Origin of the sequence: Vibrio sp. 10N.222.52.C3 (assembly GCF_041474195.1) — a bacterium.
GTDB lineage: Bacteria > Pseudomonadota > Gammaproteobacteria > Enterobacterales > Vibrionaceae > Vibrio > Vibrio crassostreae_C.
In genome coordinates this window covers 1-16,505 of sequence record NZ_JBFRTQ010000123.1, presented here as the reverse complement: position 1 = coordinate 16,505, position 16,505 = coordinate 1, and the positions used below count along the sequence as shown (strand labels likewise).

General features: G+C 45.8%; 15 protein-coding genes and 1 tRNA gene. 9 read left to right on the top strand and 7 right to left on the bottom strand.

Annotated features, from left to right (window positions below; translation table 11 throughout):
• The first annotated feature begins 13 nt into the window (after nucleotides 1-13).
• Together AB4517_RS18075 and AB4517_RS18070 are read left to right on the top strand one after the other, a co-directional pair.
• A complete protein-coding gene (locus AB4517_RS18075) occupies nucleotides 14-1,276 on the top strand; it encodes an inorganic phosphate transporter (protein ID WP_017061418.1) in 1,263 nt (420 codons plus the stop codon).
• A gap of 205 nt (nucleotides 1,277-1,481) precedes the next feature.
• A complete protein-coding gene (locus tag AB4517_RS18070) occupies nucleotides 1,482-2,093 on the top strand; it encodes a TIGR04211 family SH3 domain-containing protein (RefSeq protein WP_017062917.1) in 612 nt (203 codons plus the stop codon).
• Between the two features lie 105 nt (nucleotides 2,094-2,198).
• Here AB4517_RS18070 and AB4517_RS18065 read toward each other — a convergent pair whose 3' ends face one another.
• The gene (locus tag AB4517_RS18065; RefSeq protein ID WP_136982226.1) at nucleotides 2,199-3,191 is read right to left on the bottom strand and encodes a general secretion pathway protein GspB; all 993 of its coding nucleotides are present in this window, start codon (nucleotides 3,189-3,191) and stop codon (nucleotides 2,199-2,201) included.
• Nucleotides 3,191-4,861, bottom strand: coding sequence for an ExeA family protein (locus AB4517_RS18060; RefSeq protein ID WP_198599054.1), 1,671 nt, complete (start codon nucleotides 4,859-4,861; stop codon nucleotides 3,191-3,193). The genes AB4517_RS18065 and AB4517_RS18060 overlap by 1 nt, the downstream gene beginning before the upstream one ends.
• A gap of 36 nt (nucleotides 4,862-4,897) precedes the next feature.
• Here AB4517_RS18060 and AB4517_RS18055 point away from each other — a divergent pair, with 36 nt between their 5' ends.
• Nucleotides 4,898-6,214 (top strand): multifunctional CCA addition/repair protein, encoded by a 1,317-nt coding sequence (locus tag AB4517_RS18055; RefSeq protein WP_372083345.1) that lies wholly within the window; start codon nucleotides 4,898-4,900, stop codon nucleotides 6,212-6,214.
• 91 nt (nucleotides 6,215-6,305) lie between these two features.
• Here AB4517_RS18055 and AB4517_RS18050 read toward each other — a convergent pair whose 3' ends face one another.
• The 3 genes from AB4517_RS18050 to folB are packed head-to-tail and all read right to left on the bottom strand — an operon-like array spanning nucleotide 6,306 to nucleotide 7,963.
• Nucleotides 6,306-7,109, bottom strand: coding sequence for an undecaprenyl-diphosphate phosphatase (locus AB4517_RS18050; protein WP_017069477.1), 804 nt, complete (start codon nucleotides 7,107-7,109; stop codon nucleotides 6,306-6,308).
• 15 nt (nucleotides 7,110-7,124) lie between these two features.
• Nucleotides 7,125-7,607 carry a 2-amino-4-hydroxy-6-hydroxymethyldihydropteridine diphosphokinase gene (gene folK / locus AB4517_RS18045; protein ID WP_017062921.1) on the bottom strand — a complete coding sequence of 161 codons (483 nt, stop codon included), beginning with the start codon at nucleotides 7,605-7,607 and terminating at the stop codon, nucleotides 7,125-7,127.
• The gene (folB, locus tag AB4517_RS18040) at nucleotides 7,604-7,963 is read right to left on the bottom strand and encodes a dihydroneopterin aldolase (RefSeq protein WP_017061412.1); all 360 of its coding nucleotides are present in this window, start codon (nucleotides 7,961-7,963) and stop codon (nucleotides 7,604-7,606) included. The genes folK and folB overlap by 4 nt, the downstream gene beginning before the upstream one ends.
• A 138-nt stretch (nucleotides 7,964-8,101) precedes the next feature.
• Between folB and plsY the strand changes: the two genes are divergently transcribed.
• Entirely contained in the window at nucleotides 8,102-8,698 is a 597-nt protein-coding gene (plsY, locus tag AB4517_RS18035) for a glycerol-3-phosphate 1-O-acyltransferase PlsY (RefSeq protein ID WP_009847793.1), read from the top strand.
• A gap of 43 nt (nucleotides 8,699-8,741) precedes the next feature.
• Here plsY and AB4517_RS18030 read toward each other — a convergent pair whose 3' ends face one another.
• On the bottom strand, nucleotides 8,742-9,557 hold the full coding sequence (locus tag AB4517_RS18030) for an alpha/beta fold hydrolase (RefSeq protein WP_372083344.1): 816 nt from the start codon (nucleotides 9,555-9,557) through the stop codon (nucleotides 8,742-8,744).
• 106 nt (nucleotides 9,558-9,663) lie between these two features.
• Complete coding sequence (gene tsaD, locus AB4517_RS18025) at nucleotides 9,664-10,680, bottom strand: tRNA (adenosine(37)-N6)-threonylcarbamoyltransferase complex transferase subunit TsaD (protein ID WP_372083343.1); 1,017 nt, start codon at nucleotides 10,678-10,680, stop codon at nucleotides 9,664-9,666.
• Nucleotides 10,681-10,938: 258 nt separating this feature from the next.
• On the opposite strand from tsaD, the gene rpsU reads away from it, so the two are divergent.
• The 5 genes from rpsU to AB4517_RS18000 all read left to right on the top strand — a co-directional run bounded on the left by rpsU (nucleotide 10,939) and on the right by AB4517_RS18000 (nucleotide 15,677).
• A complete protein-coding gene (gene rpsU / locus AB4517_RS18020) occupies nucleotides 10,939-11,154 on the top strand; it encodes a 30S ribosomal protein S21 (protein WP_004396009.1) in 216 nt (71 codons plus the stop codon).
• A gap of 25 nt (nucleotides 11,155-11,179) precedes the next feature.
• Nucleotides 11,180-11,623 carry a GatB/YqeY domain-containing protein gene (locus AB4517_RS18015; protein ID WP_017069475.1) on the top strand — a complete coding sequence of 148 codons (444 nt, stop codon included), beginning with the start codon at nucleotides 11,180-11,182 and terminating at the stop codon, nucleotides 11,621-11,623.
• 119 nt (nucleotides 11,624-11,742) lie between these two features.
• Entirely contained in the window at nucleotides 11,743-13,494 is a 1,752-nt protein-coding gene (gene dnaG / locus AB4517_RS18010; protein WP_017062923.1) for a DNA primase, read from the top strand.
• A 99-nt stretch (nucleotides 13,495-13,593) separates the two neighbouring features.
• A complete protein-coding gene (gene rpoD, locus AB4517_RS18005) occupies nucleotides 13,594-15,438 on the top strand; it encodes an RNA polymerase sigma factor RpoD (RefSeq protein WP_048614894.1) in 1,845 nt (614 codons plus the stop codon).
• A 163-nt stretch (nucleotides 15,439-15,601) separates the two neighbouring features.
• A tRNA-Ile gene (locus AB4517_RS18000) sits at nucleotides 15,602-15,677 on the top strand.
• The last annotated feature ends 828 nt before the right edge of the window (nucleotides 15,678-16,505 follow it).

Genomic DNA, 16,505 nt, shown 5'->3' with positions numbered 1-16,505 from the left:
ACTAGGTATTACGATGGATATCCTTGCTAACTACGGCACTGTCCTGATTATTGTTGCAGCAGCTTTCGGTTTCTTGATGGCTATTGGTATTGGTGCAAATGACGTTGCGAACGCAATGGGCACCTCAGTAGGCTCTAAAGCTTTAACCGTTAAACAAGCGATCATTATCGCAATGATCTTTGAATTCGCAGGTGCTTACCTTGCGGGCGGCGAAGTAACAGACACGATTCGTAAAGGTGTTATCGAAACGTCTCTATTCGCTCATCAACCAGATGTACTTGTGTACGGCATGATGTCAGCACTTCTTGCTGCGGGTACATGGCTACTTCTCGCTTCTTACATGGGCTGGCCGGTTTCTACGACTCACTCAATCATCGGTGCAATCATCGGTTTTGCGTGTATTTCTGTAGGTACTGAAGCTGTAGACTGGAACAGTGTTCAAGGTATTGTGGGTAGTTGGATTATCACACCCGTTATTTCCGGCTTCTTCGCTTACGTCATATTTGTAAGTGCTCAACGACTGATTTTTGATACAGAGAACCCGCTATTTAACGCGAAACGCTTTGTACCGGTATACATGTTCATTACAACAATGGTAATTGCACTTGTAACCATCAAGAAAGGCCTTAAGCACGTTGGTCTTCACCTAAGCAACACTGAAGCATGGGTTTGGGCTGCTGGCGTTTCTGCGCTTGTAATGATCGGCGGTTACCTATACATCCAGAAGAAATTCGCTAACCGCGAAGAAGACCACGGCTTTGCAGGTGTTGAAGGCATCTTCTCTGTACTCATGGTTATCACAGCTTGTGCGATGGCATTTGCACACGGTTCAAACGACGTTGCGAACGCGATTGGTCCACTGTCTGCTGTTGTATCAACCGTTGAGCACATGGGTGAAATCACAGGTAAGAGTACTATCGCATGGTGGATTCTTCCTCTAGGTGGATTCGGTATCGTTGTTGGTCTTGCAACAATGGGTCATAAAGTAATGGCAACCGTTGGTACTGGTATTACAGAACTAACACCAAGCCGTGGCTTTGCTGCACAACTTGCAACTGCATGTACGGTTGTACTAGCTTCAGGTACTGGCCTTCCAATCTCTACTACACAAACACTCGTTGGTGCTGTTTTAGGTGTTGGTTTTGCTCGTGGTATCGCAGCACTAAACTTAGGCGTTGTACGTAATATCGTGGCTTCTTGGATTGTGACACTACCTGCAGGTGCTCTACTTGCTGTTGTGTTCTTCTACGGAATTCAAGCTGCGTTTACTATGTAATCGCGACTGCGTTAGTGAATACTAGCGTCAGAACAGTGTGAGCTTCAGTAACGATATGTAAATGCCATGTCATTATTGACTCAAACGCACAGAAAGGGAGGCTTTGCCTCCCTTCTTTGTTGCACCGCATAAAGAAACTAAATATTATTTGCTGATTGAGGCTGACTCATACGCCTACCCAATTTGAATCGTTAAGGGATTTACTGTGAAAAAACTGATTAGCTTAGTTTTGTTCGCAATGCTTGCGGCTCCAGCTGCCTTTGCACAAGACCGTTATATTGCTGACAAACTATTTACTTATATGCATTCTGGCCCAAACAACACATTCCGTATCATCGGTAGTGTTGATGCTGGTGAAAAGATTACATTCCTACAAACTAACAAGAGTACGGGTTACACCCAAATTCAAGACAACCGTGGCCGTAAAGGTTGGGTTGAAAGCAAGTTTGTAAGCACTCAAGAAAGCATGGCACTGCGTATGCCTAAGCTAGAGAAAGAGCTGACGGAAGTTAAAGGCAAGCTAGCGAATGCTCGTCAGAGTGCTGACAGCGAAAAAGCTGGCCTAGCAAGCTCTCTAGATTCTCGTAACAAGCAGATTGCTGAACTAGAACAGAACTACAGTGAAATTAGCCAACAGCTAACGAGTTCTCAAACAGAGAACCGTGAACTGCGCGCTAAGCTAGACACTCAAAAAGACGACCTACTATTGAAGTACTTCATGTACGGTGGTGGTGTTGCGGGTATTGGTCTACTTCTAGGCCTTGTTCTGCCACACATCATGCCTCGTCGCAGAAAATCACCAAACGGTTGGGCGTAGACGTAACGCTTGTATTAGGTACAGTAAATTCAGTATCGAAGATCAAAAAGGAGCACCGAGGTGCTCCTTTTTATTTGTCTGTTATCTAGATACCTTTAGAGCTCGCTAGCCTTTCCACTCGTACAGAGCTGGGATTTCTATCTTCTGCTGATTGAACTCTATGATCACCGATTGTGGCTTAATCTCCAGCAATTGAATGTCTTGTCCAATCCAATCTCCTTGCGCCACTTCTTGACCGTTCACTTTTACCCAACGCTTGGTTTCGCTGCTCGAGTACATATGGGTTTGTAGGTCTAACTTAGGAAGGACGCCTGATAAGCTATTGGTGTGCGTTTCCAACTCAATGACCTGAGAACCCCTTTGCCCTGAGGGTCTAGAATCCATCGGCTCAGGAGCGCTTTGTTGCTCCCCCATAATAGATTCAAGCTTCAATGCCAAATCAGGTGGCAACTCACTGAGGTCTAGCCCTTGCAGCAGATCACTGTCCGATTGTAAGTCACTATTTGATTGCTGATCAGTGCTTGATTGCAGAGCAGTCGTTTCATCACTCGCGCCTGGCTGAACGGATGACGATTCAGAACTGGCTGTCATTTGAGTGTTGTTATCAGCATTAGCGAAGATCACTGCTGAGCCACCAGCGGTGTTTGCACGATTAGCGCCAGAATCAATCTGTGCATACATCTCTTGGCGTGGCAATGCTTTCAACGGTTGGCTCTCCGGTGCAGGGCGAACGGTGAACAAGGCATCTTCTTCCTCAGACACGGCATCCATGCTTGCTATATCAGCATCCGCAATTTCAGGCTCAATGTCTGATTCAGTTTTAAATTCTGGCAGAGCGACATTGGCAGCTTGGTTCACGGCTTCTTGTTGTTGGATATACGATTGATAAGCCAAGACGCCACCCACCAACAAAGAAGGAACCAAGATTAAGAGTAGCCCCATCGCTAACGATGAACCTCGCTTGTTGCTCATCCCTTTTGCAGAGTTAGGAACATGATGATTCTGGTAGCCTTTGAAGCTTGGTTTGCTAAGAGAGTGCTGATTAATAGAAGATGGCTTGTGAGACGGCTGTTTAAGTTCGTGCATAATACGTGACATTAGCTTTCGCCCCCTTCTAGTGACATCAGCTTAGGCGAATCGAGTTGAGCTAATCTCTGCAATCTTGCTAAGGTGCGCTTACCTGCAATGCCATCAACAGACATACCTTGCCACGTTTGAAATGCTTCGATTTTCATTTTTAACTCATAATCAAATACATCATTACCGGAAACAACCTCTCCTAATACTTCAGAAAGCAGTAGATCAAGCAAAGCAACCGCTTCACCTTGATAGCCCTCTTTAAGGGTCTCTCGCAGCGGCTGCTTCCAAATAGCGACGTAATCGCCTTGCCAGATTTGCTCTAAGGATTGCTTCGGCATCACCAACAGCTTTTCATTAACCAGCAACTCGACAGAATCCTTAGACACGCCATACAGCACAGCAAACACTGGTTTTTGGTCTATGTCGAGATTAAGTACCACAGGAACACCAAGTTCTAACAAGGTATCCAAACTGGCCTGCTGCTGCTCACACACAAAAACACTTTGTGGCTCACTTAAGCACAATCCATCACGCAGTGAAGATTGATATCCCCACAGCGTATACAAGTCTTTGATAGCGAGAGAACGATTGGTCCCCTGCATCAAATGTTGTTGAATGTGTTGTGGCAATTCAAACTTGGCAGGTTTTGGCTCAGCAACCAACTTAGGAACATCTGATACCAAAGAACGCTGAGTACGTGCTAACACTTCCGTCTTTGCTCCATTTGATGCATCCGTAGGCAACCAAGCATTGATATAGCTTGGAGCGAAGTTAAAGGTCGCTATTGCAAGACCAACGCTTAACGTCGCAATCCCTGCGTATTGGAATAACTTAGGCGCGACACGAGAAGTTAGAGCTTTCTCGACGTGATACACATCGGCCTGAAAGGACATAACCTGCTGACACGCTCGGTTAACCGTTTCATTGCTCGGTAGCTGCTCACCGTCATGAAAAGCCAACTGCAGTGCTTTATCACACACCAAGTTAATGAGCCTTGGAATACCATGCGTATATTGAGCAATCAGCTTGATAGAACGGTTCGAAAACAACATCTGCTCGCCACCCGCCGTCTCCAAACGAAACGCGATGTACTTGCCCGTTTCTTCGGTATTAAGAGGCAGTAAGTGATAACGACCAGTAATGCGCTGTGCTAGCTGACGTAGCTGCGTGGTTTGTAAGTGCTGTTGTAATTCCGGCTGGCCGACCAACAGTACTTTTAACAGCTTACGATTGTCGGTTTCCAAGTTTGTTAGAAGGCGTAACTGCTCCAACACATCGGCAGCGAGGTGTTGGGCTTCATCGATCACCAATAGGGTTTGAATGCCTTCGGCATGGCTATCAAGTAGAAAATAATGAATAGCCTGACTGAGCTGTTTCAACGATGCTTGTTCTGGGTACTCGACCTCAAACTCATCGCAGATAGCTTCTAGTAAATCCGTATTTGAAAACGTAGGGTTAAGTATAAGGCCAGCCTGAGTATGACTATCCAATGAAGACAACATCGCCTTAGCGACCGTTGTTTTCCCTGTACCAACCTCACCAGTAAGCATCGCAAAGCCCCCACCCTCGCCTAAACCGGCTTGTAGGTTCTGCATCGCTTCTTGATGGCGCTGACTCAAAAACAAGTAGCGAGAATTTGGTACAATCGAAAATGGCATCTCAACGAAGCCAAAATATTCCTTATACATGTGCTGCCCTATAATTACGATTAATGGAAAGTACCATTGCTTGCAGTAAAGTCCAGCAGTGATAAAACATTTCGAGGTGATAAGTTGCAAATTTACGATAGCCTACCAAAAGACAACGGGCTACAACGCTATCTAGTCGGTGGAGCAGTGCGCGATAAGCTGCTCAATATTGATAGTTATGATAGAGATTGGGTCGTGGTAGGGAGTACCCCTCAAGAGATGGAAAACCTTGGCTTTACTGCTGTGGGAAAAGATTTCCCGGTATTCTTGCACCCAAAAACCAAAGAAGAGCACGCACTGGCTCGCACTGAGAGAAAATCAGGCTCTGGTTACACAGGCTTCGAATGTTACTTCGCGCCAGACGTGAGTTTGGAAGAAGACCTGATGCGTCGAGATCTGACCATCAACGCTATAGCTCAAGATGATAAAGGCCAACTTCACGATCCTTATCATGGCCAGAAAGATCTCTCGGATCGTATCTTAAGACACGTTTCAGACGCTTTTGTTGAAGACCCTCTTCGTGTACTGCGTGTGGCTCGCTTCGCCGCCAAGCTTCACCATCTTAACTTCACGGTTGCACCTGAAACCATGGATATGATGAGTGAGATCGTCCAATCTGGTGAACTGGCACACCTTACTGCAGAGCGAGTTTGGCAAGAGTGGCATAAGTCTCTTAGTACACCGCACCCTGAAGTGTTCCTCTCTGTATTGAAAGAGTGTGGTGCATTGGCAGTCGTATTACCTGAGATTGACGCTCTATTTGGCGTCCCTCAACCTGAAAAATGGCACCCTGAAATCGACACGGGTATTCACACTCTGATGGTTGCTCAGCAAGCCGCACTATTAAGCCCATCGCTACCGGTACGCTTTGCAGCTCAAGTGCATGACTTAGGTAAAGGCGTCACACCACAAGCTGAATGGCCAAGCCATAAAATGCACTGCCACACAGGTGTTAAGATAATCAAGAAACTGTGTGAGCGAGTGAGAGTGCCCAATGAGTTCAGAGACCTTGCGTTGTTAGTGTGCGAGCAACATTCTAATATCCACCGCGCAGGCGAGCTCAAACCAACCACCTTTCTCAAGGTTCTCAACAAGTTCGATGTTTGGCGTAAGCCAGATAGGTTCGACGATATACTACTTTGCTGCCAGGCCGACCACGCAGGCCGAAAAGGGTTACAAGATCAGCCTTACCCTCAAAAAGCGCGCTTTGAAGTCGCCTACCAAGCGGCGCTTCAAGTCGAAGTTAAGGCGATTATTGCCGATGGCTTTAAAGGTAAAGATATTCGAGAAGAACAAGAGAAACGCAGAGCCATCGCAATTGAAAACGCCCTATCAGAACTCGCTAGCAGTTAATCGTCGCCGCTCTACCTAAAACGTATAAAAAGCCCGCAGTTAAGCGGGCCTTTTGTTTCAATTCTTACAGCGAGACCGTTGCCTGTGTCTGTTACTGCATCATTAAGAAAGCAAACAGACCACAACCTAGAATCAGGCGGTAGATAACGAACGGTGTCATGCCCATACGAGAGATAAGCTTCAAGAAGAAGTGGATACAGATGTAAGCACTGATGAAAGACACCGCAACGCCCGTTAGCAAAGTGCCAACATGGATTGGATCACCGCTTGTCACCAACTTAAGACCTAAATAACCACCAGCCAGAGTGATGATTGGGATAGACATCAAGAAAGAGAGTCGAGCCGCCGCTTCACGTGTGAAACCAAGGTAAAGCGCCGCGGTAATGGTTGCGCCAGAACGAGACGTGCCCGGAATGATCGCCATTGCTTGAGCAAGACCAATAAACAGCGCCTTTTTCCAACCCGCTTGGTATTCGTCATCGCGCAGGCTTGAGTTCTTGTCCACCCACCATAACAATAGACCAAAGATAATCGTTGTCGTCGCGATCACCCACGCACTGCGTAAGTAAAGCTCAACAATATCTTTCATCAACAAGCCAAAGATACACGCAGGAATCGTCGCAAGAATGATCATCCACGCTAACTTCGCTTCTTTACTACGATCGCCTTTAAACACTGAACCAAAGAATGCGCTCAACAGAGAGACCACTTCTTTACGGAAATAGATAACAACAGCTGCCAAAGTACCAACGTGGACAGCGACATCAAAAGCCAAACCTTGATCTTCCCAGCCTAAAACAGCTGAAGGAAGGATTAGGTGTGCAGAACTGGAAATAGGTAAAAACTCTGTAAAGCCTTGCACCAACGCCAATATAAACGCTTCAAAATAACTCATTACTTACCTTAAAAATTATAGTTTTATATCTACGACAGAGAGCGAGTCTAATTGCTGCATCTTCTGCCATATTTCACTGACGGTTCTTCCGTCTTGCGGGATCACTCGCGCAGGACAAAGATCATAAAGCGGCTGTGTTACAAAAGGATATTTGTAGATATCACTGCGTGGTAATTCTGGTTCACACTCAGAAACCTCCTCTCCAAACAGCACAATATCAAGATCGAGTTTTCGATCTTGTAGTTTGTGCGCATCTTGAGAGCGACCCCATTTAAACTCAATTTTACGCAGCTGCTGTGAAAATTCAGTCAATGAGAGTGACGTGTCGAGCTCTATCACAAAGTTATAAAACGGATGGCTATTAAAACCGACGGGCTCACAGTGATAGATTTTAGAGCATTTAAGGTTAGTCCCTAACGATTGAAGCTCTGTCCATGCCACCCTTGCATGCTTGTCGCGGTCTATGTTCGTGCCAACACCAACATAGGCTACTGTCATGCTTGACCTCGTTCGATGATCACACCAACGGCTTTTGCTTGTGGCACTGCGCCAGGTTTAGCCAATCGGATTTTAATCCACGGCACAGAGAACTGAGTCATAATAAGCTCTGCGACTTCTTCAGCAACACGTTCTACGAGTAGAAAACGGCCATTTGCAATGTGCTCAAGTACTGCAGTGCTCACTTTCGAATAATCCAAAGCATCAACCACATCATCACTCTTGCCTGCTGGGCGGTTGTCATGAGCCATTTCAATATCAAGCACAAGTTTTTGTTTAATCTCTTGTTCCCAATCGTAAACACCGATCGTTGTAATTACTTCTAGCTGTTCAATGAAAACTTTATCCAGTGCCATGACTTGTCCTTTTAGAGGTCGGATACCCATATGGGGGAAAAAAACGTATTATTTGCGTAATTCGAGATATGATATCAATTACTCTTGGATTGAGCATTATTTTCCCATCGTTAGGCGTATAACCGTTAAAGGACAGACATGACCCCATTGGCACTTATCATGATCATTGCTGCCTACTTACTAGGTTCAATCTCTAGTGCGGTCTTGATATGCCGAGTTTTGAGGCTCCCAGATCCTCGAACAGTAGGTTCTAACAACCCAGGAGCAACCAATGTCCTGCGTGTTGGCGGTAAAGGCGCAGCAGCTGCCGTCCTTTTGTGTGACATGCTGAAAGGCACTATCCCTGTCTGGCTTGGCTACTACCTCAAGATCGACCCAATCATTCTTGGGGTTGTGGCAATTGCGGCGTGTCTTGGCCATATGTATCCGATCTTCTTCCACTTCAAAGGTGGTAAAGGCGTGGCAACCGCACTCGGCGCTATCGCCCCAATAGGGTTCGATCTAACCGGAATGATCATGGCGACTTGGTTAGTGGTCGCGTTTTTGTTTCGTTACTCTTCTTTAGCTGCACTGGTTACTGTGCTACTTGCCCCTTTCTACGCTTGGTTAGTCAAACCTCAATACACACTGCCTGTAGCCATGTTGTGTTGTTTGATCGTGTTGCGTCACCATCAGAATATCCGCCGCCTACTCGATGGCAGCGAACCAAAACTCGGACAAAAAAAATCGGCTTAAACTGTCACGTCTAAGCCGAACCATAATATTCAGTATTTAAAGCTTACAGCAGATGTTTATCTAAAAACGTCTTCAGCATTGTGTTCACAAACTCTGGTTGCTCTAACGAGCTAATATGACCTGCGCCAGGAATCACCACTAATTCACTGCCCGTAATGCAATCGTGCATTAGGTATGACTCAAGTACCGGACGTGGTTTGTCTTCTTGTCCTACCGCAATCAACACAGGTAGCGCGAAGTTCTCTACTGATTCGATCATATCACGACGTCCAAAGACCATTCGACCGATGCGCGCCACTTCTTCCGCTTTATCACCCTTAAGTTCAGATAACTGCTGAGTAAAACCTTCCACTAAAGCTGGCGTGTTGGTTTGCGTATCATTAGCGAAGAACAGTGGCACAACCGCTTCAACAATTGGCTGAGGAACCGTCTTGGTTTGAGTGATGGTATCTAACATGCTGAAGTACTTTGCGTGAGCAACCTCTGGTTCTAAACCCACAAAAGTATCCATTAGAACCAAAGACTTAATACGTGAAGGTGCAAGTTCCGCTAACTCTGTTCCCCACATACCGCCAACCGATAAGCCAACCACTGAGAATTCTTCGATCTCTAAATGATCAAGCAGAGCCAAAACGTGCTGAGCGTAATCTTTCAAGTTACGCATCGAAGCGGGTGCAGCTTGAGACTCACCGTGAGACCAAAGCTCTGGAACAATACAGCGATACTGAGTTTTTAATGCTTCGATCTGCGGCTTCCACATTGCACTATCCCAAAGGTAGCTGTGGCCGAGTACAACAACAGGGCCTTGACCTTCATCTAGGTACGCCATCGATTGATTGTCTACTGTGAACTTGTTCATTTTCTTCCCTAATCTCTATCAGCAATTATTTATCGACATACGGTCGGTAAGCTAGGATATAAAAACGGCCGCACTAGGCGACCGTTTATCGAAACATCTTGATGTATTAAGCAATTGGCTCTAATTGGTCAATCGGCCAACGTGGTGTTGCTTGAACTGAAAGATCTGCAGTCTCGCCATTTTTCAGGCGCTGCATGCCCGCATAAGCGATCATCGCACCGTTATCTGTACAGAATTCTGTGCGTGGGTAGTACACCTCACCACCGATTTTCTTAGCAAGAGCTTCAAGCTCAACACGCAGTTGCTTGTTAGCACTTACACCGCCAGCAATCACTATACGTTTCATGCCTGTTTCTACCAAGGCGCGCTTACACTTGATTACTAAGGTTGCACAAACAGCTTCTTGGAATGCATAAGCAATATCAGCACGAGTCTGGTTATCATTATCGTTATCACGAATGGTATTCGCTGCGAACGTCTTCAGACCAGAAAAGCTCATATCTAGACCTGGACGATCGGTCATTGGACGCGGGAACTTAAAACGACCCGGAGTGCCTTTTTCTGCCAAGCGAGATAGCAGTGGACCACCAGGGTAATCTAAGCCCATCAGCTTCGCGGTTTTATCAAACGCTTCACCCGCTGCATCATCAATCGATTCACCAAGAATTCGGTATTCACCAATGCCTTTCACTTCTACCATCATAGTATGGCCGCCAGAAACCAGCAGAGCCACAAATGGGAATGGAGGTGGATTGTCTTCTAACATTGGCGCAAGAAGGTGGCCTTCCATATGATGGACAGGCACAGCAGGCACGCCCCACGCATAAGCAATACTGCGACCAATCGTTGCACCTACAAGCAAAGCGCCCACTAAACCTGGACCAGCCGTGTAAGCCACACCATCAATGTCTTTCGACGTTAGGTTCGCTTCAGCTAATGCCGCTTTAATAAGAGGAATTGTTTTTTTCACGTGGTCACGCGAAGCTAGCTCAGGTACCACACCACCGTAATCGGCGTGCAGCTTTACTTGGCTATATAATTGATGAGAAAGCAGCCCTTGCTCATCATCATAAATCGCGATTCCTGTTTCATCACAAGAGGTTTCAATACCAATAATGCGCATAATTTTCTCGGCACGCTTTCGTCTAAAATGGGAAATTAGCGCAATATTACCCTGCCTAAGCTCTTCAAACAAATATTGTACAGACTATAATCGACAAAGTGCTTTACAAAGCCACTGTGATCGGATTAAAATTCCGCACCATTTTTGATCAAGCTGGTTAATGGCCAAACGCGAATAGAGAGTTAGCTCGATGGGTAACTTCTCTGATTTGGTACTGAGTGGCCAGCGATAATGAATAACCCCTGAGGTGAAAGGCATATGCCAATAGTTAAAGTACGTGAAAACGAACCGTTCGACGTTGCACTACGTCGTTTCAAGCGCTCTTGTGAAAAAGCAGGTATCCTTTCTGAAGTTCGCCGTCGCGAGCACTACGAAAAGCCAACTACAGTTCGCAAACGCGCTAAAGCAGCAGCTCAAAAGCGTCACGCTAAGAAGCTAGCTCGCGAAAACGCACGTCGCGTTCGCCTGTACTAATAACTTAATCCATAAGGACTGAGTTATGGCTCTTATTGAACAACTCAAAGAAGAGCAAAAATTAGCGATGAAAGCCAAGGACAAACCGCGCCTTGGCACTATCCGCTTAGCTCTTTCAGCAATTAAGCAACGTGAAGTTGACGAACGGATCACTCTGAACGACGACGACATTCTTGCTGTATTAGTTAAAATGGTTAAGCAACGTCGCGATTCTGTTGCTCAATATGAATCGGCAAATCGTCAAGATCTTGCTGACGTGGAAAAAGCAGAAATTACGGTACTTGAAGGCTTTATGCCTCAACCGCTAACTGATGAAGAAGTTATTGCACTACTTGATAGCGCAATCGCCGAAGCTCAACCAGCGGGCATGCAAGACATGGGTAAAGTAATGGCTATCTTGAAACCACAAATTCAAGGGCGTGCAGATATGGGTAAAGTTAGTGGTTTAGTTCGTTCTAAACTCGCTTAATCCCAAATCAAATTGCAACAAGCCGTGCAATCCTTCGGAACGCACGGCTTGTTTGTATCTGTAACCTATTCAAACTATTATTATCCACACTCTCAGTTAGTGCATTTTTCTAAGGTTTTATGGCAGGACACATCCCGCGTAGTTTCATCGATGATCTCCTAGCGCGTCTCGACATTGTCGACATTGTGGACGCACGCGTGAAACTTAAGAAAAAAGGCAAAAACTATGGTGCTTGTTGCCCATTCCACAACGAAAAGACCCCTTCTTTTAGCGTAAGCCAAGAAAAACAGTTTTATCACTGCTTTGGTTGTGGCGTACACGGTAATGCTATCGACTTCATTATGGAGTTCGAACGTCTCGATTTTGTTGAAGCTATTGAAGAGCTAGCCTCTTTCTTAGGCCTCGATGTTCCTAGAGAACAGCGCAGCGGCGAGATATCAACAGCACCAAGAGCCAACAGCGAACAAAAACGTAACCTCTACGATTTGATGGGCGGTATCAGTAATTTTTACCGCTCTCAACTGAAAATATCAGCCAACAAACCTGCGATTGATTACCTAAAGAATCGTGGCCTTTCGGGCGAGATCGTCCAGAAGTTTGGCATTGGGTATGTGGCCGATGAGTGGGACTTAGTTCGTAAGAACTTTGGCCAACAGAAAGAAGCCCAAGACATGCTCGTGACTGGCGGCATGTTAATTGAGAACGATAAAGGTAACCGATACGACCGATTCCGTGGACGCGTAATGTTCCCGATTCGCGATCGTCGTGGCCGTGTGATTGGTTTTGGTGGTCGTGTATTAGAAGACGGTACTCCAAAATATCTCAACTCACCAGAAACGCCTATCTTCCATAAAGGTAAAGAGCTTTACGGCCTTTATGAAGTGCTGCAAGCCTACCGTGAACCGCCGCAAATACTTGTGGTTGAAGGTTACATGGATGTCGTGGCACTCGCGCAATATGGTGTTGATTACTCAGTAGCATCACTGGGCACCTCGACAACCGGCGACCATGTTCAAATGTTGTTCCGTCAAACCAGCACTGTGGTTTGTTGTTACGATGGTGACCGAGCAGGTAAAGAGGCCGCATGGCGCGCACTAGAAAACGCGCTTGAATACCTGAAAACCGGTAACACGCTTAAGTTTCTATTCTTGCCCGACGGTGAAGATCCAGACAGCTATATTAGAGAGCATGGCAAAGCCGCTTTTGAACAGCTTGTTCAAAATGCGACACCGCTTTCGACCTATTTGTTCGATAACCTGATTGAAATACACAAGTTAAACTTGGGAACAACCGAAGGGAAATCAGCACTGCGTGCACACGCCAGCGCCTTGATTAATAAAATCCCTGACAGTTACTTCCAAGAATTGCTCGAAAAACTGCTCGATGAGCGAACTGGATTTGATAACCAATTGAGACGTGCGCGTGTTCATACACAGAACCCGACACCTCAACCACATAAAGAGCTGAAGCGCACTCCAATGCGTGAAGTTATCGCTTTGCTTATCCAAAATCCGAGCTATGCTGATATGGTACCGGATTTATCAAGTGTCAAAGGCTTACAATTGCCTGGGCTAAGTTTATTCGTCGAAGTACTTGATAAATGCCACGCGCATCCCCATATCAACACAGGCCAATTATTAGAGCATTGGCGACACAATAAACATGAGGCTCTTCTGTCTCGTCTCGCGAGCTGGGAAATCCCCCTCGACGAAGACAATCAAGAAGACATATTTTTAGACTCATTGGACAACATACTTGCCCAGTGCGTTGAAAAACAAATTGAAAACCTGCAGGCCAAAGCAAGAAGCGTCGGTTTATCAGCCGAAGAAAAAAGGGAGCTACTAGCTTTAATGCTAGATCTAAAAGCGTAACCCTGTTTGATTAGTCAGCATTTAATAAATTTGTTAACATAATTGGTTTGCATTTGAGAATGCAACGTCCTTCACCAGACCTGAAGTTGGATATCATCTATGGATCAAAATCCGCAGTCACAGCTTAAATTACTTGTTATTAAAGGCAAGGAACAAGGCTATCTGACCTACGCCGAAGTAAACGACCACCTACCTGCAGAAATCGTGGATTCTGAACAGGTAGAAGACATCATTCAAATGATCAACGACATGGGTATCAAGGTAGTTGAAACTGCACCTGATGCTGATGATCTAGCACTTAATGATGACGATGCCAATATAGATGAAGATGCAGCCGAAGCTGCAGCTGCTGCGCTTTCAAGCGTAGAAAGCGAGATTGGCCGTACTACTGACCCAGTTCGTATGTACATGCGTGAAATGGGTACGGTTGAACTACTGACTCGTGAAGGCGAAATCGACATTGCGAAACGTATTGAAGATGGTATCAATACAGTTCAACTATCGGTTGCTGAGTACCCAGGCACTATTCCATACATCTTGGAACAGTTTGACCGCGTACAAGCAGAAGAGATTCGCTTAACAGACCTAATCAATGGCTTTGTTGACCCTGACGACGATGGCACAGCTGCGCCAACGGCGACTCACATCGGTTCAGAACTTGCTGAAACTGATCTGGAAGACGAAGACAAAGAAGACGCTGAAGACGACGAGGAAGAGGAAGAAGAAGATACAGGTATCGATCCTGAACTTGCTCTTGAGAAGTTCACAGCACTTCGTACTAGCTACCAGAATCGTCAACTAGCGATCAACGAGTACGGCCATGAAAGCCCGAAAGCAATGCTTGCAACGACAATGATGCAAGACGTATTCAAAGAGTTCCGTCTAACACCAAAACAGTTTGATTACCTAGTAAACGAACTGCGTAACTCTATGGATCGTGTACGTACTCAAGAACGCCTAATCATGCGTCAAACGGTTGAGTACGGCAAAATGCCGAAGAAATCTTTCATTGCTCTATTTACTGGCAACGAATCTAGCGAAGCATGGTTGGATGAAGTTCTTGCTTCAGACAAGCCATACGCAGAAAAGATTAAACGTAACGAGCACGACATCCGTCGCTCTATCCAAAAGCTGGATATGATCGAACGTGAAACGTCTCTTACTGTTCAAAGCATCAAAGATATCAGCCGTCGCATGTCTATCGGTGAAGCGAAAGCTCGTCGTGCGAAGAAAGAGATGGTTGAAGCGAACTTACGTCTAGTAATCTCGATTGCTAAGAAGTACACAAACCGTGGTCTACAATTCCTGGATCTAATCCAAGAAGGTAACATCGGTCTGATGAAAGCGGTAGATAAGTTTGAATACCGTCGTGGTTACAAGTTCTCTACTTACGCTACTTGGTGGATCCGTCAAGCAATCACTCGTTCGATTGCCGACCAAGCTCGTACTATCCGTATTCCGGTTCACATGATCGAAACGATCAACAAACTAAACCGTATCTCTCGTCAAATGCTACAAGAGATGGGTCGTGAACCACTTCCGGAAGAACTGGCTGAACGCATGCAAATGCCTGAAGACAAGATCCGTAAAGTACTGAAAATCGCTAAAGAGCCAATCTCAATGGAGACACCAATCGGTGACGACGAAGATTCGCACCTAGGTGATTTCATCGAGGATACAACGCTAGAACTACCTCTAGACTCTGCAACGGCAACAAGCCTACGCGGTGCAACTAAAGACGTTCTTGCTGGCCTCACGCCTCGTGAAGCTAAAGTACTGCGTATGCGTTTCGGTATCGACATGAACACTGACCACACTCTTGAAGAAGTGGGCAAGCAGTTCGACGTAACTCGTGAACGTATCCGTCAGATCGAAGCAAAAGCACTGCGTAAACTTCGTCACCCAAGCCGCTCAGAAACTCTGCGTAGCTTCCTAGACGAGTAATCACAAACTTTATTGTGGTTAGCTTTTAAGCATAAATAAGAAAAGGTGAGCGTTGGCTCACCTTTTTTTTATCCGTGTGATTTAAGTGGCTAAGATGTAAGCGGAATTGCCCCTTATAGTGTCTAGACACCATTGAACGCTTCCCCTATAATCTATGCCCTACGGCCCCTTAGCTCAGTGGTTAGAGCGCACGACTCATAATCGTTCGGTCCCCAGTTCAAATCTGGGAGGGGCCACCAAATTCCGATAAGGCTCATGAAGAAATTCATGGGCCTTTATCTTTTCTAGTCCTTTCCATATCCGGTCTTCGATTACTTCCTGTAAGCACGATTCCATTAGCGCCAGTGAAACACTCCACCTAATCACCACAGAACCCGAAGATCTATCTCAGGCTGATATCAACCATCAGTAACCTCTCTCATCTGTACGACACGATTCTTCGCTAGATACATGCCACTCAACACCAGAACAGAACCCCAGAAAAACTTCCTGACTAAACCAACAAAAATATAATCAACATCCTGTCCATTAGCTGAAGTTAATTAATAATAGATATAAATGAGATACCTAAATGGAGTTCTAGCTGAGATCAATCAGGAGACTCAGCACCGAAGATTAGAACCAGATGATTGTTGAACAATGATGACCGATTACCCTCAGTGGTAATCGGTCTGATATCTCTTAAGTGATTTAGGTTAGTAGTCAGCAGCAGTGAACCACAGAGCTAGAAACGAAGGCTAATCACTGGACTGGTATTCATACTGAAATCGGTAATCTCAACGCTAGGAGTGGTTCTAGGGTGAATCTCGTATGCGTTAGGGCGAGAACTTGGGTTGAGGGAATGGACTGGTGGAATTAGATGGAAATCTAGAGTGGGTGCCCCGTCGACGACGACGGCAATAGACCTAAAATCAGGGTGAAAGACCGGACTAGGACCGGACCGACGACGCCGTCAACGAAACCTAGGGAAAGTAATTACTGAAGAAGTCAGGTAGAGCAAGGGCTAGAGAGAGATTACAGGGCCAGTCTAGAGAGACCGACCCAGCGACTTAGGATTTTAGGATGGT